A 20,056-nucleotide genomic window follows, 5' to 3' on the forward strand; every position below is an offset into this window, starting at 1 on the left:
ATCCGGTTTACATGCCGGCGTAGTTGGGGCCGCCGCCGCCTTCCGGCGTCACCCAGACGATGTTCTGGGTCGGGTCCTTGATGTCGCAGGTCTTGCAATGCACGCAGTTCTGGGCGTTGATGACCAGCTGGTCCTGGCCGTCCTTCTGCACGAACTCGTACACCCCGGCCGGGCAGTAGCGGCTTTCGGGGCCGCCGTAGGTGGCCAGGTTCACCTTCACCGGCACCGAGGCGTCCTTGAGCGTCAGGTGCGCCGGCTGGTCTTCCTCGTGGTTGGTGTTGGAGATGAACACGCTGGAGAGGCGGTCGAAGGTGATCACGCCATCCGGCTTGGGATAGCTGATCTTGGGACACTCTGCCGCGGGGCGCAGCTTGGTGTGGTCCTTGACCGTGTTGTGGGTGGTCCAGGGCGGCACGGGCACCCCCACCTTGGGCAGGAGCCAGTGCTCGATGCCGGTCATCAGCTTGCCCGTCAACGGGCCCTTCTTGAACCAGTTCTTGAAGTTGCGGTAGGTCCACAGCTCCTGATGCAGCCAGCTCTGCTCGAAGCGCTGGGTAAAGCCGGACAGCTCGTCTTGCTGGCGCCCGGCGCCCAGGGCCTCGGCCAAGGCCTCGGCGCAAAGCATGCCGCTCTTGAGCGCCGCATGGCTGCCCTTGATGCGCGCGGCATTCAGGAAGCCCGCGTCGCAGCCCACCAGCGCGCCCCCCGGGAACACGGTCTTGGGCAAGGCCTGCGGCGTGCCGTTGTTCAGGGCACGGGCGCCGTAGCCCAGGCGCTTGCCGCCCTCGATGTGCGCCTTGATCGACGGGTGGGTCTTCCAGCGCTGCATCTCCTCGAAGGGGGACAGCCAGGGGTTCTCGTAGTCCAGGCCCACCACATAGCCCAAGGTGACCTTGTTGCCTTCCAGGTGGTAGAGGAAGCCGCCGCCAAAGACGTCATCGCCCAAGGGCCAGCCGGCGGTGTGCACCACCAGGCCCGGTTGGGCCTTGTCAGCCGGGATCTCCCAGAGCTCCTTGATGCCGATGGCAAAGGTCTGCGTGTCCTTGCCTTCGGCCAGGCCGTACTTGGCGATCAGCTGCTTGCCCAGGTGGCCACGCGCGCCTTCGGCAAACACGGTGTACTTGCCCAGCAGTTCCATGCCCAGCTGGAAGTTGCCGGTGGCCTCGCCGTCTTTGCCCAGGCCCACATGACCAGTGGCCACGCCCTTGACGGCGCCCTGTTCGTCGAACAGCACCTCGGCAGCAGTGAAGCCGGGGAAGATCTCGACGCCAAGCGCCTCGGCCTGCTCACCCAGCCACTTGACCACCGCGCCCAGGCTGATGACGTAGCAGCCATGGTTGTGAAAATTGCGCGGCATGAGCCATTCAGGCGTGGCCTGGGCGCCGGTTTCGGACAGCACCAGCAGCTGGTCGTGCGTGACCGGCTGGTTCAAGGGCGCGCCGCGCTCCTTCCAGTCGGGGAACAGCTCGTCCATGGAGCGCGGGTCCATCACCGCCCCGGAGAGGATGTGGGCGCCGGGCTCGGAGCCCTTCTCCAGCACCACCACCGAGAGGTCGGCATTGAGCTGCTTGAGGCGGATGGCGGTGGCCAGGCCGGCAGGGCCGGCACCGACGATCACCACGTCGTACTCCATCGAATCGCGCGGGCCGTGCTGCTCGATCAGCGCCTGGGGTGTCATGTCATGTCCTTGGAAGTGCGGGGGCTGCGGGTCGCGCCGGAGGAGGGGGCGGCGCACGCGTTTCGGCCGCCAATTCTAGCGAGAACGCCACAAAAAAGCACGGTCGTTCGATTCTGGAGAACCCGATACCTTGCCCGCGGCATCGGCCGACATGGGGTGTCCGCACCCCGCTGTTGTGAAGATGCTCCGGCCCTCGGCGCCCCTAGCATGCCCCCACGGCTGACGCAGGACCGGGATCGCCGCCGGGCCGGCGGCGGATCTCGCCCGACGGCCCCGGAGGCCGACAACAGGAGCCACAGATGCTGGGCATGGTGTTCACCGAACTCATCGAAATGGTCGAGGCCAAGTTCTCGCCCGAGGTGGCCGACGCCATGCTGGGCGAGGCTGGATTGAGCCACGGCGGGGCCTACACCGCGGTGGGTTACTACGACGATGCCGAGGTCCTGGCCCTGGTGGGGGCGCTGGCGCGCCAGACCGGCCTGCCGGCCGAGACCCTGGTTCGGGCCTTCGGGCAGCACCTGCTGGGGCGCTTTACCGTCCTCTATCCAGCCATGTTCGCGCAGCGCCAGGGCTTGTTCGAGCTGCTGGCCGCCATCGATGACCACATCCATGTGCAGGTGCGCAAGCTCTACCCGCAGGCCAGCCTGCCGCGGTTTTCGGTCCTCTCACGCGACGAGCAAGCCATGCGGCTGCTCTACCAGTCGCCGCGCGACCTACGGGCCCTGGCGGTGGGCCTGATTGAGGGGGCGGCGGCGCATTTTGGCGACACGGTGACGGTGGACGGCGAGCCTTGGCAAGGGCCGGAAGGTGCCAGCGGCACCGTCTTCACCGTGCGACGGGCGCCGCGCCGGCACTGAGACGCTGAGCCGCCAGTCACGTGATGGCCGAGCCCCTGGCCCCCACCTCCAGCGAACAGTCGCAGCTGCAGCTCATGGGCCGGCGGCTCGAGCGCGAGCGCCTGGCGCGCAAGGCGGCCGAGTCCCTGCTGACCAGCAAGAGCCAGGAGCTGTATGAAGCGCTGCAGCAGGTGCGCGAATCGGAGCGCCGGCTGCAGATGGCCCTGTGGGCCAGCGGAGAGGGCATCTGGGAATGGCACGCCGACACCCAGACCTTCGAGGTGAGCGGCCAGGATGTGCGCGGCTTGCCCAACGAGGGCATGCGCCTGGACACCGAGGCGCTGTTGCGGATGATGCAGCCCGAAGACCGGGACACCACCACCCGGGTGTGGCAGCTGCACCTGAAAGGGCAATCCGAGGACATCGACGTCGCCTACCGGGTGGCCACCCCCGCTGGCATCCGCTGGCTGCGGGTGCGGGGACGGGCCCTGGAGCGCGATGCCCAGGGCCGGCCCTTGCGGGTGACCGGCACCATCAAGGACATCACCGGCCAGCGCGACGCCGAAAAGACCCTGCACATGCTGGCCCAGGCCTTCGCCTCCACCAGCGACGCCCTGGCCGTGGTGGACGACCGTTGGCAGGTGGTGGAGGGCAACCAAGCCATGGCCCGGCTGCTGGGGCTGACCGGGCCGCCGGCACTGATCGGCCTGGCCCTGGACCAAGCCTTGGGGTTGGCCGCCCCGCCCGGACAGGCCTGGCGCGGCGAACACCGCCTGAGCTGCGGCAACCGCGCGGAGCCCCTGCCGGTCGAGATCACCGTGACCTGGGTGGCGGCGGTGGGGGTGATGGGGCGCTGCGGCGTGGTCTCCGTGCAAGACATCAGCGAGCGCCACGAGGCAGCCCGGCAGTTGGAGCGGCTGGCCCTGAGCGACAACCTCACCGGGCTGGGCAACCGGGTGCTGCTGGAGCGCCAGCTGGCCGCGCGGCTGGCCGGGCCCGACCCCGCAGCCTTCGGCCTGATGTTCATGGACCTGGATGGCTTCAAGGCCGTCAACGACTCCCTGGGCCATCGCGCGGGCGACGAGCTGCTGCGCAGTGTGGCCGCACGCATCCTGCGCTGCCTGCCGCAGGCCCTGGTGGCCCGCTGGGGCGGCGACGAGTTTGTCATCGTGCTGCCACCGGACAGCGACGAGGCCAGCGTGCGCGAGGCCGCCCAGGTGCTCATCGCCGCCCTGGCCCAGCCGGTGGAGCTGGTCAACGCCCAGGAGGTGCTGGTCAGCCCCTCCATCGGCGCGGTGCTCTGTCCGCAAGACGGCGAGGACACGCCCACCTTGCTGCGCAAGGCCGACACCGCGATGTACGCCGCCAAGGAACGCGGCAAGAACTGCCTGTGCCTGTATGAACCCGCGCTGGAGCAGGGCGCGCTGCGCCGCGTGCGGCTGCAGGGCCTGCTGCGGGTGGACGCGGAACGCAGCGCCTTCCAGTTTGTCGCCCAACCCAAGGTCGATGCCCAGGGCCGGCACACCGGCGCCGAACTGCTGATGCGCTGGCAGACGCGGGAATTCGGCGCAGTCTCGCCGGCGGAGTTCATCCCCATCGCCGAGCAGACCGGTGCCATCGAGCTGTTGGGGCGGCAGGCCCTGCACACCGCAGCGCGGCTGGCGCGCGACGTGGAGCGGCTGGACGGTCGCGTCAAGGTGGCCGTCAACCTCTCGCCGCGCCAGCTCCAGGGCTCCAGCTTCGAGCGCTTGGCCTTGCACGCCTGCGACCGCTACGGCGTGCGCCCCGACCAGCTGGAGCTGGAGCTCACCGAGTCGGCCCTGGCCAGCGGCCTGGACGTGGTGCAACCGCTGCTGCGGCGCCTGCAGCGCCACGGCTTCGTGCTGGCCCTGGACGACTTCGGCACCGGCTACTCCTCGCTCTCGCACCTGTTGCACCTGCCCTTCAACAAGGTCAAGATCGACCGGGCCTTCGTCAAGGACCTGGGCGCCAACGCCCGGGCGATGGCCGTGGTACGCGGCGCGCTGCAGATCTGCCAGGGCCTGGGCATGACCACGGTGGCCGAGGGCGTCGAGACCCAGGCCCAGTTCGAGCTGCTGCGCGGCCTGGGCATCCACGAGTTTCAGGGCTACCTCTTCTCGCGGCCCATCCCGCCGCAAGACTGGCTGGACCAGCTGGCCCAGGGCCGCGCCGGTCCGCCCGACACGGCTTGAGCCATGTCCGCCGGCGCCGCGCCCCTGCGTGCTATCGTCTTCGCAGACGCCCGGCATGCAGGGCGCAGGGCGCGCCCGCACGCCGCTCCCCCCTCCGGCCACCCCGGTGGCCGGCCTGACGACCGCTTCCGACTCCGCCGACCCCCATGAGCTACAACATCGATCTGTCGGGCCGCGTGGCCCTTGTCACCGGCGCCTCCAGTGGCTTGGGCGCCCAGTTCGCCCGCACCCTCTCCCACGCCGGCGCCGCCGTCGTCCTGGCGGGTCGGCGGGTAGACCGCCTCAAAGACCTGCGCGCCGAAATCGAAGGCGCCGGGGGCGATGCGCATGTCGTGGAGCTGGACGTGACCGACGTCGACAGCATCAAGTCGGCCGTGGCCCATGCCGAGACCGAAGTCGGCACCCTGGACATCCTGGTCAACAACTCCGGCGTGAGCACCACCCAGAAGCTGACCGAGGTCACACCGGAAGACTACGACTTCATCATGGACACCAACACCCGGGGCGCCTTCTTCGTGGCGCAAGAGGTGGCCAAGCGCATGATCGCCCGCTCCCGCGGCGCCGCCCCGGGCACCTTCACCGGCGGGCGCATCGTCAACATCGCCTCCATGGCCGGACTGCGGGTGCTCAGCCAGATCGGCGTCTACGCCATGAGCAAGGCCGCCGTCGTGCACATGACCCGTGCCATGGCGCTGGAGTGGGGCCGCCACGGCATCAACGTCAACGCCATCTGCCCCGGCTACATCGACACCGAGATCAACCACCACCACTGGCAGACCGAGGCCGGCCAGAAGCTGGTGCAGATGCTGCCGCGCAAGCGCGTGGGCCACCCGCAGGACCTGGACGCGGCGCTGATGATGCTCTGCGCCAACGAAAGCCATTTCATCAACGGTGCGGTCATCCAGGCCGACGACGGCTTCGGGGTCTGAGCCCATGGGTGCCGACCTGACCCTCACCCCCCTGGAAGCCCGGGTGCTGGGCGTGCTGGTGGAAAAGCAGCACACCGTGCCCGACACCTACCCGCTCTCGCTCAACGCGCTGGTGGCGGGCTGCAACCAGAAGACGGCCCGCGCCCCGGTAATGGAGGCCGCCGAGTCCGACGTGCTGGTGGCGGTGGACAGCCTGAAGGCCCACCACCTGGTCAACACCGTCAGCGGCACCCGCGTGGCCCGCTTTGACCACAACATGGCCCGGGTGCTGGGCGTGCCCAGCCAGTCCGTCGCCCTGCTGGCCACGCTGATGCTGCGCGGCCCGCAGACGGCGGCCGAGTTGCGCCTGAACACCGAGCGGCTGCACCGCTTTGCGGACATCTCCTCGGTCGAGGCCTTCCTGGACGAACTGAGCGAGAAGACACCCGCCCGCGTGGTCAAGCTGCCGCGCGGCCCCGGTGAGCGCGAGGCCCGCTGGGCCCACTTGCTGTGCGGCGAGCCGCAGTTGCCTGCCGCCAGCATGGCCACCGGCACAGACGCCGGCACGGTGGCGGCCGGTGAGCTGGCCAGCCTGCGCACCGAGGTGGCACGCCTGTCGGCCGAGGTGGGCGAGCTCAAGGCCGCGCTGGCCGAGGTCAAGCGCGAACTGGGCCTGGCCTGAACCGGAGCCCACCGCCATGCGCTTCACCCTGCCCGACGACAAGAAGCTGACCCACGAGATGATCATCCCCATCCGCTGGGGTGACATGGACATGATGGGCCATGTGAACAACGCGGTGTACTTCCGCTACCTGGAGACGATCCGGGTGGAGTGGCTGCACCGCATCGGCGCCGAGCCCAACCCGGGCGGCCAGGGGCCGGTGATCATCAACGCCTTCTGCAACTTCCTGCGGCAGCTGGAGTACCCGGGCGATGTGCTGGCGCGGCACTATGTGGCCAACCCCGGCCGCAGCAGCTTTGACACCTTCATCACCCTGGAGCGCACCGACATGCCGGGTGTGATCCATGCCGAGGGCGGCGCCACCACGGTGTGGGTGGACTTTCCCAGCGGCAAGTCCACGCCCATGCCCGACTGGGTGCGCCAACTCGTCGGCTGAGGGTCGGCCGGCTTGACGCCGCCTCTGCGCGCCGCTTGGCGCGGCGGCGTTCAGCCCTGCAGCAGCCGGTGCACCAGATCGGGCGTGGTGTGCGCGCCCACCTTGCGCATCAGGCGGGCCCGGTACACGTCCACCGTGCGGGGGCTGATGCCCAGCTTGCGGCCGATCACCTTGCTGGTGTCGCCTTCCACCAGCAGCGCGGCGATCTCGCGCTCCCGGGCCGTGAACTCCACCTTCAGCACCCGCCGGGCTGAGAGGTCCTCAAAGCTCCAGATGCCGGCCGCGTGGGGATCGTCGGCCTGCAGGGCCCGGCCAGAGACGTGGCACCAGAACAGCTCGCCGTTCATGCGCTTCATGACCCGGTCATCGGCATAGCGGCCGTCCTCCCCCAGCGCGGCCACGATGCGCTCGCCGGTGCGCTGGTATTCATCGGCACTCGGATACATCACCTCAAAGGACTGGCCGATCAGTTCGTCGCGATGGGCGCGGAACATGGCCAACACCTGCTGGTTGCAGTCCACCACCAGCCGGTGGCGCGAGAGCACCAGGCCGATGGGCGCCAGGTCAAAGGCAGTGCGGTAATCCAGGTCGGGCATGGGGACTGCCGGCCCTGCCCGCACCCGCCTTGCGGGGCCCGGGGGACCGGTCCTTAGTCAAATCTACGTACTGACTACGTAATGTGTTACGTAGTACGCTGCACGCCTATCCGAACAAGCCCTGAAGGCGATCCGAATGAACAAGGTTTACCCGAGCGCCGCCGCGGCGCTGGAAGGCATCGTGCGCGACGGCCAGCTGATGGCGGTGGGCGGCTTTGGCCTGTGCGGCATCCCCGAGGCCCTGATCGAGGCGCTGCGCGACAGCGGCGTCAAGGACCTGACGGTGATCTCGAACAACGCCGGCGTCGACGACTTCGGCCTGGGCAAGCTGCTCACCACCCGCCAGATCAAGAAAATGATCTCCAGCTACGTGGGCGAGAACAAGGAGTTCGAGCGCCAGTACCTGAGCGGTGAGCTGGAACTGGAATTCACCCCCCAGGGCACCCTGGCCGAGAAGCTGCGCGCCGGTGGTGCCGGCATCCCCGCCTTCTTCACCAAGACCGGCGTGGGCACCCTGGTGGCCGAAGGCAAGGAAACCCGCGAGTTCGACGGCGAGGTCTACCTGATGGAGCGCGCCCTCAACCCCGAGGTGGCGCTGGTCAAGGCCGATGTGGCCGACATGTCCGGCAACCTGCGCTTCAACAAGACCGCGCGCAACTTCAACCCGGCCGCGGCCATGGCCGGCAAGATCTGCGTGGTCGAAGTCGAGCGCCTGGTGCCCACCGGCACCATCGAGCCCGATGACGTGCACCTGCCCGGCATCTATGTGCACCGGATCGTGGTCAATGCCACGCCCGAGAAGCGCATCGAAAAGCGCACCACCCGCGACCGCAAGTAATCAGGAGACCCTTCATGGCCTGGACCCAAGACCAGATGGCCGCCCGCGCGGCGCAGGAACTGCAGGACGGCTTCTACGTCAACCTCGGCATCGGCATCCCCACCCTGGTGGCCAACCACGTGCCCGACCACATCGAGGTGTGGCTGCAGAGCGAGAACGGCATGCTCGGCATCGGCCCCTTCCCCTATGAGGACGAGGTGGACCCCGACCTCATCAACGCCGGCAAGCAGACCGTCACCACGATGAAGGGCTCGTCGATCTTCGGCAGCCACGACAGCTTCGCCATGATCCGCGGCGGCAAGATCAACCTGTCCATCCTCGGTGCCATGCAGGTCACCGGCCAGGGCGACCTGGCCAACTGGATGATCCCCGGCAAGATGGTCAAGGGCATGGGCGGTGCCATGGACCTGGTGGCCGGCGTCAAGCGCGTGATCGTGCTGATGGAGCACGTGGCCAAGAAGAAGGACGGCACCACCGACCTGAAGATCCTGCCGCAGTGCACCCTGCCGCTGACCGGCGTGGGCGTGGTCGACCGCATCATCACCGACCTGGGCGTGATGGACGTCACCCCCGAAGGCCTGAAGCTGGTGGAGCTGGCCCCCGGCGTGAGCCGCGAGGAGATCCAGGGCAAGACCGGCGTGCCGTTGCTCTGAAGCGCCTTCACCGCGCTTGACCCCCGGGCCCCGGCTGGCGACAGTGCGGGGCCCGGTCGTTTTCCGGGGCCAGCCGGGCGGCGCTGCGCCCGCAGGCCACCCCTTTCCCCCCTGCCCGCCCACCACCACCTGCGCGCCTGCCCATGCCACTGCCCCCTGCCGACGCCCGCCCCCCGCTCAAAGACGACCTGCTGGGCGAAGCCCAGCGCCGGCAGGTGGTGCAGGTGCTGGCCGCAGCCGGCCTGCCCGCCGCTGCCCTGGAGGCCGACACCGCGCCCGGTTGGGCGGCGCTGGCGCTGATGGCACGGCTGGCGCGCCTGGGCCAGGCCATCTGCGACCACGGCCCGGCCGACTTCCGGGCGCTGGTGGACCTGGCCGAGGCGGTGGCACCGGCCTTGCCCGCCGGCTTTGCGCCTCTGGCACTGTGCGACGCGGTCAGCCGCCGCGGCCACCCCGACGATGCCCAGACCCTGGCCGCCCTCGCCCGCCTGACCCGCTTCGGCACAGCCGAGTTCGCGGTGCGGCCCCTGCTGGCGCGGGACCCGGCGCGGGTGCTGCACCAGGCTCGGGTGTGGGCCAGCGACCCTGATGCCCATGTGCGCCGGCTGGCCAGCGAAGGCACCCGCCCACGCTTGCCCTGGGGCCAGCGGCTGGACGCCCTGGCCCGGGACCCCAGCGGTCAGCGGCCCATCCTCCGCGCCCTGTGGGCCGATCCCAGCGAGGACGTCCGGCGTTCGGTGGCCAACCACCTCAACGACATCGCCAAGGTCCACCCCGCGTGGGTGCTGGAGCAACTGGCCACCTGGCCCTGCACCACGCCCGCCGCGCGGGCCACCCTGCGCCACGCCCTGCGCGGCCTGATCAAGCAAGGGCACCCGGGCGCCCTGGCCCTGGTGGGCGCCGGCCAGGCCGCGCAGGTGACCGTCAGCGGCTGGCAGGTCAGCCCGACGCCGTTGCACCTGGGTGAGGCCGCCCTGCTGCAGGTCACGCTCACCGGCCTGGGGCCCGGCACCCAGACCCTGGAGGTCGACTACGGCGTGCATTTCGTCAAGCACGACGGCAGCGCCCGTCGCAAAGTCTTCAAGTGGCGCGCGCTGTCCCTGGCGCCGGGGCAGTCTTTGGAGTTGCATCGTCGCCACCGCGTCGCCGACTTCACCACCCGACGCCACCATGCCGGTCGACATACGGTGGACCTGATCGTCAACGGGCAGACCCTGGCCCAGGGACACTTCGACCTGGTGTGCTGAGGGCACCCACCCGCCGTCCATACGCCGCCCACGAGCTCCGCCGCCATGCCCCACCCCTCGACGTCCCCTCTCCGGTGGGGGGCTGGCCTGGCCTGGGCCACCGCCGTCCTGGTCGTCCCCCTGGCAAGCCCTGCGGCCGCTGCCGCGCAGGCTGCCGCCCCGCTGGCTGTACCTGAAGGCGCCAGCGGCTGGACGCCCAAAGCCGCGGTGGAGTTCACACGCCACGCCGTGGCCACCGCCCACCCCCTGGCCAGCCAGGCCGGCCTGGCCATGCTGCGCCAGGGCGGCTCGGCGCTGGACGCGGCCATTGCCGCCCAGCTGGTGCTGGCCCTGGTGGAGCCGCAGTCCAGCGGCCTGGGAGGCGGGGCCTTTCTTCTGCACTGGGACGGGCGGCAGACCCAGGCCTGGGACGGACGCGAGACCGCACCGGCTGCGGCCCTGCCCGGCTTGTTCCTGCAGGCCGATGGGCAGCCGCTGCCCTTCGCCCTGGCGAGGGCCAGCGGCCTGGCGGTGGGCGTGCCCGGCGTGCTGCGCATGCTGCAGGCCGCCCACGGTCAGCATGGCCGTCTGCCCTGGGCCACGCTGTGCCAACCCGCCCTGCGTCTGGCCGAGGAGGGCTTCGAGGTCTCACCCCGCCTGCATGCGCTGCTGACCCAGGACACGGTCCTGGCACAGGACCCGCAGGCCCGGGCCTACTTCTATGCGCCACCCGGTGACGCCCCCCACGGCAGCACGGTGCAACCCTGGCCGGTGGGCCACCGCCTGCGCAACCCCGCCCTGGCCGCGGTGCTGCGCCGGCTGGCCGCCGAAGGGGCCGACGCCCTCCACCAGGGTCCGGTGGCCGAGGACGTGGTGCGACGCGTGCGCCACCATGCACGCCCCGGCGGCCTCAGCCTGGCCGATCTGGCGGGCTACCGCCCGGTGCTGCGCCAAGCCTTGTGCACCGACTGGGGCCCGCGCTGGCGGGTCTGCGGCTTTCCGCCGCCCTCCTCCGGCCACCTGGCGCTGATGCAGCTCCTGGGCCTGCTGGCCGACCCGGCGCAGGAGGGCGCCCGCGCGGTGCCGCTGCAGGGCCAGGGAGCGGGCCTGCAGCCCGACGCCGCCTGGCTGCACCGGTACGCCCAGGCCGCGCGCCTGGCCTTTGCCGACCGGGCCCAGCATGTGGCCGATCCGGACTTCGTACCGGCCCCGGGCGGAGACTGGCGCAGCCTGCTGCATCCCGACTACCTGGCCCAGCGCGCCCGGCTGATGGGCCCGCGCGACAACGGCCCGGCCCGCGCCGGCCAGCCGCCGGCCTGGCCCGGTTCCCCCACGCCCGGCCAGGCACAGGCCTGGGCGCCCCAGCCCGAGCAGCCCGAGTACGGCACCAGCCACCTCAGCGTGATCGATGCACAGGGCCAGGCCGTCGCCCTGACCACCAGCATCGAGGCCGCCTTCGGCAGCGGCCTCATGAGTGACGGCGGCACCGGCCTGCCGGGCGGCTTCCTGCTCAACAACCAGCTCACCGACTTCTCGCTGCAGCCGCAGGACGCCCAGGGCCGGCCGGTGGCCAACCGGGTGCAGCCGGGCAAGCGCCCGCGCTCGTCCATGAGCCCCACCCTGGTCTTCGATCGCGCCAGCGGACGCCTGGTGGCCACGCTGGGCTCGCCCGGGGGGCCGGCCATCATCCACTACACCGCCAAGGCCTTGCTGGGCAGCCTGGCCTGGGGCCTGGCACCGCAGGCGGCACTGGACCTGCCCAATGCGGTGCATGTGAACGGCGCCGCCTTCATCCTGGAGGCCGGACGGCTGGACGCGGCCAGCCGCGCCGCCCTGACCGCGCGTGGCCACACGGTGGTGGAGCAGGCCCTGACCAGCGGTGTGCAGCTGCTGCTCGCCCCCGGCCCCGGCCCGGGACGTGGCGGCGCCGACGCCCGGCGCGAAGGCGTGGTGCTGGGCGACTGACCGCCGGTGCGTGCGGGCGGCTCCCTAGAATCCCGGGATGGCCTTCGTACACCTCCGCACCCACTCCGAATACTCCGTCGTCGACGGCACCCTGCGCATCGACGACGCGGTTCAGGCCGCCAAGCAGGACGGCCAGGTCGCCCTGGCCATCACCGACCTGGCCAACCTGTTCGGCGCGGTCAAGTTCTACAAGGCCTGCCGGGGCAAGGGCCTCAAGCCGGTGCTGGGCGCCGACGTCTGGATGGAGCCGCTGGAGTCCGGTGGCGCCGCCACCCGCCTGCTGCTGCTGGTGCAGGACCGGCGCGGGTACCACAACCTGAGCGAACTGCTGGCCCGGGGCTGGACGGTCAATGTGCAGCGCAACCAGGCTTGGCTGAAGTGGGAGTGGTTTGACGAGCTGGGCGACGGCTTGATCGCGCTGTCCGGCTTCGAGCACGGCGCCGTGGGCCAGGCCTTGCTGGCCGGCGACGTGGCCCGCGCCCGCACCACCGCCCGCCAGATCGCCGAGCGCTTCCCGCGCCGCTTCTACCTGGAGTTGCAGCGCGGCGGCCTGCCACAACACGAAACCCTGGTGCGCGCCACCGTGCCCCTGGCCGCCGAGCTGCGCCTGCCCGTGGTGGCCACCCACCCGGTGCAGTTTCTGGAAGCCGACGACTTCGAGGCCCATGAGGCCCGGGTGTGCGTGGCCGAAGGCGAGACCCTGGGCAACCCCAAGCGCATCAAGCGCTTCTGCGCCGAGCAGTACTTCAAGAGCCAGGCCCAGATGGAGGCGCTGTTTGCCGACATCCCCAGTGCCATCGTCAACACGATCAAGATCGCCGAACGCTGCAGCCTGACCCTGGTGCTGGGCAAGCCGCGGCTGCCGGATTTCCCCACCCCGCTGCTGCCCGACGGCAGTCGGATGCCCATCGAGCAGTTCTTCCGCGAGGAAAGCCACCGCGGGCTGGACTTCCGCCTGCACCAGCTGTTCGCCGATCCGGTCAAGCGCGAAGCCGAACGCCCGCGTTATGTGGAGCGCCTGGAGTTCGAGCTGAAGACCATCCTGAACATGGGCTTCCCGGGCTACTTCCTGATCGTGTCGGACTTCATCAAGTGGGCCAAGGAAAACGGCTGCCCGGTGGGCCCGGGCCGGGGCTCCGGGGCGGGCTCCCTGGTGGCCTACGCGCTGCTCATCACCGACCTGGACCCGCTGCAGTACAACCTGCTGTTCGAGCGTTTCCTCAACCCCGAGCGGGTGTCGATGCCCGACTTTGACATCGACTTCTGCCAGGCCAACCGCGACCGGGTGATCGACTACGTCAAGGACAAGTACGGCCGCCCGGCCGTCAGCCAGATCGCCACCTTCGGCACCATGGCCGCCAAGGCGGCGCTGCGCGACATCGGCCGGGTGCTGGGCATGGGCTTTGGCCATGTGGACAGCATCGCCAAGCTGATTCCGGCCCCGCCCGGCAAGACCGTGACCCTGGCGCCACTGCCGCCCAACTTCGACCCCGCCAAGGCCAAGATGGTCTACGCGCGCCACGAGGCGCCCGAGATCGAGGAACGCGAGAAGGCCGACGAGGAGGTCGCCGAGCTGCTCAAGCTGGCCACCCGCGTGGAGGGCATGGTGCGCAACATCGGCATGCACGCCGGTGGCGTGCTCATTGCCCCGGGCAAGATCACCGACTTCTGCCCGCTCTACCAGCAGCCCGGCAGCGACAGCGCGGTCAGCCAGTACGACAAGGACGACGTGGAGGCCATCGGCCTGGTGAAGTTCGACTTCCTGGGCCTGGCCACCCTGACCATCCTGGAGCTGGCCAAGGAATTCATCGTCGAGCGCTACCCCGACCAGAAGGACTTCGCCTTCGAGAAGCTGCCGCTGGACGACAAGGCGGTCTACAAGCTGTTCTCCGACGGCCTGACCGAGGCGGTGTTCCAGTTTGAATCCCGCGGCATGCAGGGCATGCTGCGCGACGCCAAGCCCAGCCGGCTGGAAGACCTGATCGCCCTGAACGCGCTCTACCGCCCGGGCCCGATGGACCTGATCCCCAGCTTCGTCAACCGCAAGCACGGCAAGGAGGTGGTGGAGTATCCGCACCCCCTGGTCGAGCCGGTGCTGGCCGAGACCTACGGGATCATGGTGTACCAGGAGCAGGTGATGCAGACCGCCCAGGTGCTGGGTGGCTACAGCCTGGGCGGCGCCGACATGCTGCGCCGCGCCATGGGCAAGAAGAAGGCCGAGGAGATGGCCGAGCACCGCGCGATCTTCCGCAAGGGCGCGGCCGAGAAGGGCATCTCGCAGGACAAGGCCGACGAGGTCTTTGACCTGATGGAGAAGTTCGCGGGCTACGGCTTCAACAAGTCGCACGCCGCCGCCTACTCCCTGCTGGCGTACCACACCGGCTGGCTCAAGGTGCACTACACGGCCGAGTTCTTCGCGGCCAACATGACCAACGAACTCAGCGACACCGACAAGCTCAAGGTGCTGCTGAACGACGCGACCAAGAACTTCCGCATCGAGTTCGAACCGCCCAACGTCAACCGGGGCGTCTACCGCTTCGAGCCCCTACCCGGGGCTGAAGGCCGGCGCAAGATCCGCTACGGCCTGGGCGCCATCAAGGGCACCGGCCAGGGCGCCATCGAGGCCATCGTCGCCGCGCGCCAGGAGGGTGGCCCCTTCCGCAGCCTCTTCGACTTCTGCGCCCGCATCGACAAGGGCCGCATCAACAAGCGCGTGGTCGAGGCCCTGATCAAGGCTGGCGCCTTTGACGAGCTGCACCCCGACCGCGCCGCCACCCTGGCCAGCATCGGCCTGGCCTTCGACTGGGCCGAGACCCAGGCCGCCCATGCCCTGCAGGGCGGCCTGTTCGACATGTTCGACGACGGCGATGCCCACGGCTCGCACACCGTGGAACCCCCCCTGGCCACGGCCGAACCCCAAAGCGTTCGTGAGCGCCTGAGCCTCGAGAAGACGGCGCTGGGGTTCTACCTCTCGGGCCACCTGTTCGACCAGGACGAGAAGGAAGTGCGCCGCTTCTGCAAGCGCCGCATCGCCGATCTGGCCGACTCGCGCGAACCCCAGCTGGTGGCCGGCATTGTGGCCGAGCTGCGCATCATCAACGGCCAGCGCGGCCGGGTCGCCATCTTCAAGCTCGACGACAACAGTGAACCCATCGAGGCCGTGGCCGGCGAGGAACTGCTCAACGCCCACAAGGAGCTGCTGACCGACGACAGCTTGATCATTGTCCAGGGCAAGGCCAAACCCGACCGATTCTCCGGCGGCCTGCGGCTGGACGTGAGCGCTGTCTGGGACCTGCCCGGCGCACGGGCCCGCTTTGCCCGCCATTTGCTGCTGCCCCTGGCCCCGCCCACCCCGGAACACGCGCAGGCGCTGCAAGACCTGGTGCAGGCCTATCCCGCCCGCGAGACCAGCAGCGAGCAAGGCCCTGTGCGCCAGGGCGTGCCCCTGCGGGTGGCCGCGCGCACCGCGAGCGCGCAAGCCGAGCTGGACTTGGGCGGGGCGTCACGCCTGTGGCCCAGTGACGAGGCACTGGCCCGGCTGCGCGCCGTGGCGCCCGGTGCGGCCCTGGTGTACGAAGCGTCCTGAGGCAGCGCCTGCCACGGCACCACGGCCCCTAGGGGGGCAGGCCGGTCAACGCCGACCCCACCCGGCGGGTTGAAGACGCAGCGCGCGGCACCCTGCCGCGGTGCCACTCCCCCCCGCTGAACCCGACCCCTCGACCCACGCTGCTGCCATGCCCCTGCTCCAGACTGTGCTCCCCACCCTGCCCCTTGCGCAGCCGGATCGGACCGCCCCCACCGGCCAGACGAGTCCGCGCGGCCGGGCCTGGCTTGCCGCGGCCTCGCTGGCCCTGGCGGGACTGGGCACCGCCCTGCCGGCGCCGGCCGCCGACGTTGGCGTCTCGGTCACCATCAGCCAGCCCGGCGTCTACGGTCGGGTGGACATCGGCCGCTTCCCGCAGCCCCAGGTGGTGGTGGCACGCCCGGTGGTGGTGGTCGCGCCAGCACCGCGCATGGCGCCCCCGCCCCCGGTCTACATGTGGGTGCCGCCGGGCCACCGCAAGCACTGGCACAAGCACTGCCACCGCTACGAGGCCTGCGGCGTGCCGGTGTACTTTGTGCAGGACGGCTGGTATGAGCGCCACGTCCGCCCTGCCGCGGCGCAGGGACCCGGCCAAGCGGGAGAGCCGCGCAGCCTGCGCGCGGACGAGCCCCCGCGCGAGCGCGGCCAGGGCAGGGGTCATGGCGAAGGCCACGGTCATGGCGAAGGCCGCGGTCATGGCGACGGCCGCGGTCATGGCGAAGGCCGCGGCCACGGCAAGGGCCACGACTGAGCGCGACCGCAGCGTTTGGACCTGCACGGTCCGGGAACTGCGCCACGCCAGGGCAGGAGTTCCCCGATTCCGGCGCGCAGCCGGCGTCCTAGACTCCGGACATGCCTGACGCCCATCCGGTCACCGGCCTCATCCTCACCGGCGGCGGGGCACGCGCGGCCTACCAGATCGGCGTGCTCCAGGCCCTGCTGCGCCTGCGGCCCGGGCCGGCCCAGGCACCCAGCCCCTTTCCGGTGATCGCCGGCACCTCGGCCGGGGCGATCAACGCCAGCGCCCTGGCGGCCGAGAGCGACGACTTCTCCCGTGCCGTGGCCCGCCTGGCCAACGTGTGGGAGAACTTCCACGCCGACCATGTCTACCGCGCCGACTCCCTGGGCGTGGCCCGCACCGGTGCCGGCTGGCTGACGATGATGTCCATCGGCTGGATCATCGCCCGCTGGCGCCGGCTCAAGCCGCGCTCGCTGCTGGACAACTCCCCCCTGGGGGGCCTGCTGCAGCACATGGTGCGACTGGAGCGCCTGGACACCCTGATGGCCGATGGCCACCTGCAGGCCCTGGCGGTCAGCACCTCCAGCTACTCCAGCGGGCAGCACGTCACCTTCTACCAGTCACGCCATGCGCCCACGCCCTGGGTGCGCAGCCAGCGCCTGGCGGTACGCACCCAGATCACGGTGGAGCACCTGATGGCCTCCTCGGCCATTCCCTTCGTCTTCCCCACGGTGCAGCTGCCCTTGGCCGGACGCCTGGAGTGGTTTGGCGACGGCTCCATGCGCCAGGCCGCGCCCATCTCGCCGGCCATCCACCTGGGTGCCGAGCGGGTGCTGGTCATCGGCGCCGGCCGCATGCACGAGCCCCCGGGCGAGCGGCCGGTCAGCGACCAGCCGCCCCCCATGGCGCAGATCGCCGGCCATGCCCTGTCCAACATCTTTCTGGACGCCCTGGCGGTGGACGTGGAGCGCCTGCAGCGCATCAACAACACCCTGCGCCTGCTGCCGCCCGAGGCCCTGGCACGTACGCCGCTGCGGCCCATCGACGTGCTGGTGATCGCCCCCAGCCAGCGCCTGGACGACCTGGCCGCCCGGCACCTGCATGCCCTGCCCGCACCGGTGCGGGCGCTGCTGCGCGGGGCCGGCGTGAGCGGCCAGGGGCCGGCCACGCAGGGTTCCGCCCTGGCCAGCTACCTGCTGTTCGAGGCCGACTACACCCGCGACCTGATCGCCCTGGGTGAAGCCGACACCCTGGCCCGCCGTCAGGAGGTGCTGCGGTTCTTCGGCTGGGACGGGGCGCCGCCTGCGGACGGTGCCGTCTCCCCGGCCGGCGCCAGGGGCTGACCGTCCAGCCGCAGCCCGGCGGCCGAGAGCCGGCGGGCCGTGTGCGGCCCCAGGCCGGGCACCCGGACCACCAGGTCAGACCAATCACGAAACGGCCCGGCGGCCCGAGCCTGCAGGATGCGCTCGGAGAGTTGCGGGCCGATGCCGCGCACCATCTCCAATTCGGCCTGGCTGGCCCGGTTGACGTCGATGTGCCAGGGAGGCCGCGGCGGCGCATCGCCCGCCGGTAAGGTGGCGGATGCGGCTGGCGCCCCCTGCGCCATGGCGGCCGGCAGGCCCGCCAGCGGCAACAGGCCGGCCACCGCTGCGGCCCACACCACCCACCAGCCCGCGGCCCGGCGGGTTGGCCCCCCGTGTCGGTTCATCGTCGACTCCCACCCGCCAGCCATGGCGGCATCCATCGCATTTTGCAATTGAGGGGCGAAACAAAAAAGGGCTGCGCCGGAGCGCAGCCCTGTCAAGAAAGCTGTGAGGGGAGGTCAGCGTCCGCGCGGGACGCCGCACCGTCCTTACTTCATCAGCTTGAACACCCAGACGGAGCCCCCTTGCTCCAGGTAGTTCACCTTCTTGGCCACGTCCCCGCCCCACAGCGGCACAGCGCCGCCCCAGCCGGAGACCACAGCCACATACTGCTCGCCGCCTTCTTCCCAGGTGACCGGGGGCGCCACGATGCCGGAGCCGGTCTGGAACTTCCAGACCACCTTGCCGGTCTTGGCGTCGGCCGCCTGCAGATAGCCCTCCGGCGTGCCCCAGAACACAAGGCCACCGCCGGTGGTCAGCACACCACCCCACAGCGGGGCGTTGTTCTTGACTTCCCAGACGATCTTGCCGGTCTTGGGGTCCACCGCGCGCATCGCGCCGATGTAATCGTCATTGATGGTCTTGATGGTGAAACCGGCACCCAGGTAGGCCGCGCCCTTCTTGTAGGTGATGGGCTCGTTCCAGATCTCCATGCCCCATTCGTTGGCCGGCACGTAGAACAGCTTGGTGTCCGGGCTGTAGGCCATCGGCATCTGGTTCTTGCCGCCCAGGAAGGACGGGGCGGAGAACACGGTCTGGCCCTTCTTGCCGTCGGCGCCGGCGGTCGGATCGCCCGGGCGGTTCTCAGGCACGAAGTTCGGGCGGCCGGTCTTCAGGTCGATGCCGGTGGCCCAGGTGATCTTCTTGACGAAGGGGAAGGCGTTCTCCAGCTTGCCGGTCTTGGCGTCCAGCACATAGAAGAAGCCGTTGCGGTCGGCCTTGCCGCCCAGGATCTTGCCGCCACCCGCGTCATAGGTGACGAACTCGTTGACGCCGTCGAAGTCCCAGCCGTCGTTCGGGGTGCTCTGGTAGTGCCAGACGATCTTGCCGGTCTTGACGTCGATGGCCACGGTCGAGCAGCTGAACAGGTTGTCACCCTTGCGCAGGTGGCTGTTCCACGGCGCCGGGTTGCCGGTGCCGAAGTAGGCCAGACCGGTGCGCTTGTCGTAGGTGCCCCCCAGCCAGGTGGCGGCGCCGCCGGTCTTCCACAGGTCACCCGGCCAGGTCTGGTTGGTCGTGCCGGAGATGCCGTTTTCCTTGGGGTTGCCGTCCTTGTCGTAGGTGTAGCCCATGTGGCCTTCCACCGTCGGGCGGCTCCACACCAGGGCGCCGGTCTTGGCATTGCGCGCTTCCACGCGGCCCACCACGCCGAACTCACCGCCGGACACGCCAGTCAGCACCAGGCCGTTGGCGATGATCGGGGCGGCCGAGGCGGAGTAGCCGGCGGCGTAGTTGTCGATCTTCTCCTTCCAGACCACGTCGCCGGTGTCCTGGTTCAGGGCCACGATCTGCGCGTCCAGGGTCATGAAGATGACCAGGTTGTCGTACAGCGCCGCACCGCGGTTGATCACGTCGCAGCAGGGCATGATGCCGTCGGGCAGGCGGTGCTCGTACTTCCAGAGCTTGCGGCCGGTCTTGGCGTCCAGCGCGAAGATCCGCGAGTAGGAGCCGGTCACGAACATCTTGCCGTTGTGGATCACCGGCTGCGATTCCTGACCACGCTGCTTTTCACCCCCAAACGAGAAGGACCAAGCCGGCACCAGCTTGCCGATGGAGCCCGGGTTGATCTTCTTCAGCGGCGAGTACCGCTGACCCTCGGTGCCCACACCCCAGGACAGGACGTCGCCGGTGGTGGCGGCATCGTTCTCGATCATCTGGTCGGTCACCACGGCCTGGGCCGCGGTGGCGGCCATGCCCAGGCTGACCAGCAGGCTCAGCAGTTTCACGCGCATGGGTTGTCTCCTTCTCTCGGAAAGGCGCTGTTGTTGCACCGGCGGACAGTGCCGGCGCTTCGGGAAGCATTCCCGGCAACAAGCGTGCCATGCGCTATCGGCCGCCCG

General features: G+C 70.2%; 16 protein-coding genes. 12 read left to right on the plus strand and 4 right to left on the minus strand.

The genetic code is table 11. From position 1 onward, the window contains the following. Positions 1-7: 7 nt before the first annotated feature. A complete protein-coding gene (locus G3A44_RS03055; RefSeq protein WP_163456013.1) occupies positions 8-1,678 on the minus strand; it encodes an electron transfer flavoprotein-ubiquinone oxidoreductase in 1,671 nt (556 codons plus the stop codon). Positions 1,679-1,977: 299 nt separating this feature from the next. On the opposite strand from G3A44_RS03055, the gene G3A44_RS03060 reads away from it, so the two are divergent. The 5 genes from G3A44_RS03060 (at position 1,978) to G3A44_RS03080 (ending at position 6,753) form a co-directional block, all read left to right on the plus strand. After that, positions 1,978-2,535, plus strand: coding sequence for a heme NO-binding domain-containing protein (locus G3A44_RS03060; RefSeq protein WP_163456014.1), 558 nt, complete (start codon positions 1,978-1,980; stop codon positions 2,533-2,535). A gap of 23 nt (positions 2,536-2,558) precedes the next feature. After that, entirely contained in the window at positions 2,559-4,727 is a 2,169-nt protein-coding gene (locus G3A44_RS03065; protein ID WP_163456015.1) for a putative bifunctional diguanylate cyclase/phosphodiesterase, read from the plus strand. 146 nt (positions 4,728-4,873) lie between these two features. Beyond that, positions 4,874-5,656, plus strand: coding sequence for an SDR family oxidoreductase (locus G3A44_RS03070; protein WP_163456016.1), 783 nt, complete (start codon positions 4,874-4,876; stop codon positions 5,654-5,656). A gap of 4 nt (positions 5,657-5,660) precedes the next feature. Continuing rightward, positions 5,661-6,317 carry a YceH family protein gene (locus tag G3A44_RS03075; protein WP_163456017.1) on the plus strand — a complete coding sequence of 219 codons (657 nt, stop codon included), beginning with the start codon at positions 5,661-5,663 and terminating at the stop codon, positions 6,315-6,317. Between the two features lie 16 nt (positions 6,318-6,333). Continuing rightward, on the plus strand, positions 6,334-6,753 hold the full coding sequence (locus tag G3A44_RS03080) for an acyl-CoA thioesterase (protein ID WP_163456018.1): 420 nt from the start codon (positions 6,334-6,336) through the stop codon (positions 6,751-6,753). Between the two features lie 50 nt (positions 6,754-6,803). On the opposite strand, the gene G3A44_RS03085 is transcribed toward G3A44_RS03080, so the two are convergent. Further along, on the minus strand, positions 6,804-7,349 hold the full coding sequence (locus G3A44_RS03085) for a PAS and helix-turn-helix domain-containing protein (protein WP_163456019.1): 546 nt from the start codon (positions 7,347-7,349) through the stop codon (positions 6,804-6,806). Positions 7,350-7,485: 136 nt separating this feature from the next. Between G3A44_RS03085 and G3A44_RS03090 the strand changes: the two genes are divergently transcribed. From G3A44_RS03090 to G3A44_RS03120, 7 genes are all read left to right on the plus strand, one after another. Further along, positions 7,486-8,187 carry a CoA transferase subunit A gene (locus G3A44_RS03090; protein ID WP_163456020.1) on the plus strand — a complete coding sequence of 234 codons (702 nt, stop codon included), beginning with the start codon at positions 7,486-7,488 and terminating at the stop codon, positions 8,185-8,187. A gap of 14 nt (positions 8,188-8,201) precedes the next feature. Then, complete coding sequence (locus G3A44_RS03095) at positions 8,202-8,840, plus strand: CoA transferase subunit B (protein WP_163456021.1); 639 nt, start codon at positions 8,202-8,204, stop codon at positions 8,838-8,840. A gap of 143 nt (positions 8,841-8,983) precedes the next feature. Continuing rightward, entirely contained in the window at positions 8,984-10,087 is a 1,104-nt protein-coding gene (locus G3A44_RS03100; protein WP_163456022.1) for a DNA alkylation repair protein, read from the plus strand. Positions 10,088-10,132: 45 nt separating this feature from the next. Then, positions 10,133-12,031 (plus strand): gamma-glutamyltransferase family protein, encoded by a 1,899-nt coding sequence (locus G3A44_RS03105; RefSeq protein ID WP_163456023.1) that lies wholly within the window; start codon positions 10,133-10,135, stop codon positions 12,029-12,031. A 37-nt stretch (positions 12,032-12,068) separates the two neighbouring features. After that, the gene (gene dnaE, locus G3A44_RS03110; protein ID WP_163456024.1) at positions 12,069-15,617 is read left to right on the plus strand and encodes a DNA polymerase III subunit alpha; all 3,549 of its coding nucleotides are present in this window, start codon (positions 12,069-12,071) and stop codon (positions 15,615-15,617) included. 148 nt (positions 15,618-15,765) lie between these two features. Then, entirely contained in the window at positions 15,766-16,365 is a 600-nt protein-coding gene (locus G3A44_RS03115) for a hypothetical protein (RefSeq protein WP_239061666.1), read from the plus strand. 101 nt (positions 16,366-16,466) lie between these two features. Next, positions 16,467-17,696, plus strand: coding sequence for a patatin-like phospholipase family protein (locus G3A44_RS03120; RefSeq protein WP_163456025.1), 1,230 nt, complete (start codon positions 16,467-16,469; stop codon positions 17,694-17,696). Here the strand turns inward: G3A44_RS03120 and G3A44_RS03125 are convergent. Together G3A44_RS03125 and G3A44_RS03130 are read right to left on the minus strand one after the other, a co-directional pair. Further along, a complete protein-coding gene (locus G3A44_RS03125; protein WP_239061667.1) occupies positions 17,615-18,061 on the minus strand; it encodes a ComEA family DNA-binding protein in 447 nt (148 codons plus the stop codon). The genes G3A44_RS03120 and G3A44_RS03125 overlap by 82 nt on opposite strands. Before the next feature lie 144 nt (positions 18,062-18,205). Then, complete coding sequence (locus G3A44_RS03130; RefSeq protein ID WP_163456026.1) at positions 18,206-19,948, minus strand: PQQ-dependent methanol/ethanol family dehydrogenase; 1,743 nt, start codon at positions 19,946-19,948, stop codon at positions 18,206-18,208. Positions 19,949-20,056 lie beyond the last annotated feature (108 nt).

Origin of the sequence: Ideonella livida, from assembly GCF_010499455.1 — a bacterium.
Classification (GTDB): domain Bacteria; phylum Pseudomonadota; class Gammaproteobacteria; order Burkholderiales; family Burkholderiaceae_C; genus Ideonella; species Ideonella livida.

Coding starts and splice junctions, on each gene's coding strand:
- G3A44_RS03070 (WP_163456016.1), top strand. CDS start 4,874: ATGAGCTACAACATCGATCTGTCGGGCCGCGTGGCCCTTGTCACCGGC.
- G3A44_RS03130 (WP_163456026.1), bottom strand. CDS start 19,948: ATGCGCGTGAAACTGCTGAGCCTGCTGGTCAGCCTGGGCATGGCCGCC.
- G3A44_RS03100 (WP_163456022.1), top strand. CDS start 8,984: ATGCCACTGCCCCCTGCCGACGCCCGCCCCCCGCTCAAAGACGACCTG.
- G3A44_RS03115 (WP_239061666.1), top strand. CDS start 15,766: ATGCCCCTGCTCCAGACTGTGCTCCCCACCCTGCCCCTTGCGCAGCCG.
- G3A44_RS03055 (WP_163456013.1), bottom strand. CDS start 1,678: ATGACACCCCAGGCGCTGATCGAGCAGCACGGCCCGCGCGATTCGATG.
- G3A44_RS03120 (WP_163456025.1), top strand. CDS start 16,467: ATGCCTGACGCCCATCCGGTCACCGGCCTCATCCTCACCGGCGGCGGG.
- dnaE (WP_163456024.1), top strand. CDS start 12,069: ATGGCCTTCGTACACCTCCGCACCCACTCCGAATACTCCGTCGTCGAC.
- G3A44_RS03075 (WP_163456017.1), top strand. CDS start 5,661: ATGGGTGCCGACCTGACCCTCACCCCCCTGGAAGCCCGGGTGCTGGGC.
- G3A44_RS03080 (WP_163456018.1), top strand. CDS start 6,334: ATGCGCTTCACCCTGCCCGACGACAAGAAGCTGACCCACGAGATGATC.
- G3A44_RS03125 (WP_239061667.1), bottom strand. CDS start 18,061: ATGAACCGACACGGGGGGCCAACCCGCCGGGCCGCGGGCTGGTGGGTG.
- G3A44_RS03090 (WP_163456020.1), top strand. CDS start 7,486: ATGAACAAGGTTTACCCGAGCGCCGCCGCGGCGCTGGAAGGCATCGTG.
- G3A44_RS03095 (WP_163456021.1), top strand. CDS start 8,202: ATGGCCTGGACCCAAGACCAGATGGCCGCCCGCGCGGCGCAGGAACTG.
- G3A44_RS03065 (WP_163456015.1), top strand. CDS start 2,559: ATGGCCGAGCCCCTGGCCCCCACCTCCAGCGAACAGTCGCAGCTGCAG.
- G3A44_RS03085 (WP_163456019.1), bottom strand. CDS start 7,349: ATGCCCGACCTGGATTACCGCACTGCCTTTGACCTGGCGCCCATCGGC.
- G3A44_RS03105 (WP_163456023.1), top strand. CDS start 10,133: ATGCCCCACCCCTCGACGTCCCCTCTCCGGTGGGGGGCTGGCCTGGCC.
- G3A44_RS03060 (WP_163456014.1), top strand. CDS start 1,978: ATGCTGGGCATGGTGTTCACCGAACTCATCGAAATGGTCGAGGCCAAG.